General features: G+C 71.2%; 1 protein-coding gene. It reads right to left on the minus strand.

Translation table 11 applies throughout. From position 1 onward, the window contains the following. Positions 1 to 191: 191 nt before the first annotated feature. The gene (locus tag ACQ5SO_RS21320; RefSeq protein ID WP_430943667.1) at positions 192 to 1,121 is read right to left on the minus strand and encodes a class I fructose-bisphosphate aldolase; all 930 of its coding nucleotides are present in this window, start codon (positions 1,119 to 1,121) and stop codon (positions 192 to 194) included. Between the last annotated feature and the right edge of the window lie 287 nt (positions 1,122 to 1,408).

Raw genomic sequence — 1,408 nt, forward strand, 5'->3', positions numbered from 1 at the left:
CCCCCCCCCCCCCCTCCCCCCCCCCCCCCCCCCCCCCCCCCCCCCCCCCCCCCCCCCCCCCCCCCCCCCCCCCCCCCGCCCCCCTCCCCATCCGCGGGCTGGTCGCGCGCCGCTCCGTCGCCTCAAACGCAAGACGCCCGGCGATCTCTCGCCGGGCGTCCGCGTTTTCCCGCGATGGGAAAGGGGAAGGATCAGGCCTTGCCCTTGTAGATGTCGACCAGCTGCTGGAGCATGGCCAGCGCGTCCTCGCGCGAACGCTGGAAGGTGTTGCGGCCGATGATCGAGCCGTTGCCGCCGCCGTCGCGGATCGCGCGGGCGTCGTCATAGACCGAGTTCTCGCCCTTCTTGGCGCCGCCCGAGAAGACGACGATGCGGCGGCCGTTGAAGGCGGCCTGCATGCAGTGGCGCACGCGGTCGGCCTGCTCGGCGATGGTGATCTCCTGCTCCTCGTAGACCTTCTTGGCCTCCGGCAGCATCAGGTGATCGGTCGAGAGCTTGATCTTGATGATGTGCGCGCCGACCAGGGCGGCGATCTGCGCCGCATAGGCCGCCACGTCGATCGCGGTCTCGCCTTCCTTGGAGATGCCCTCGCCGCGCGGGTAGGACCACAGCACGGTGGCGATGCCGACCGAGGCGGCCTCTTCACGCAGCTCGCGGATCTCCTCGATCATGTCGAGCGCGCAGTCCGAGCCGGGGTAGATGGTGAAGCCGATGGCCGAGGCGCCGATGCGCAGCGCGTCGTTGACCGAGGCGGTCACGGCCTGGTCCTTGCCCGCGGTGCCCGACATCAGCGAGTTGGCCGAGTTCATCTTCAGGATGGTCGGGATCTGGCCGGCGAAGGTGTCGGCGCCCGCCTCCAGCATGCCCAGCGGCGCGGCGTAGGCGTTGAGGCCCGCGTCGATCGCCATCTGGTAGTGGTAATGCGGGTCATAGGCGGCCGGGTTCGGCGCGAAGGAGCGGGCCGGGCCATGCTCGAACCCCTGGTCCACGGGCAGGATGATCATCTTGCCGGTGCCGCCGAGTTTGCCCTCCATCAGCATGCGGGCCAGGTTGCCCTTCACGCCGGGGTTGTCGGACTCGTAGTTGGAAAGGATGTTCTTGACGATGCGGGTCGTTTTCATGGTCGCTCCTTGGGCCTTGGATGCGGCGGAATACAGTTCGGGCTTGGGGTATCCCGGCCCCGCGGGGCGGTCAACAGCGCGCGAGGGCGCAGGGGCGCGTTTGCGGCGTTTTGCGCCGCCGCGCCGGGATTCGCCCCCGCCGCGCGGGGGTTGAGGGGCGAATCCGGCGAAAATCGGGCGATGGCGGCGGCGGGATCGGAGACCGCGCCGCCCGGCCCGGACCCGCCCGGATCGCTCAGCGCCCGGCCTCGGCGCCGGTCCCCGGCAGCCAGCCCGCCTCGACGATC

This window comes from Rhodovulum sp. DZ06 (assembly GCF_050586345.1).
In the GTDB taxonomy this organism is placed as follows: Bacteria; Pseudomonadota; Alphaproteobacteria; order Rhodobacterales; family Rhodobacteraceae; genus JBOCEF01.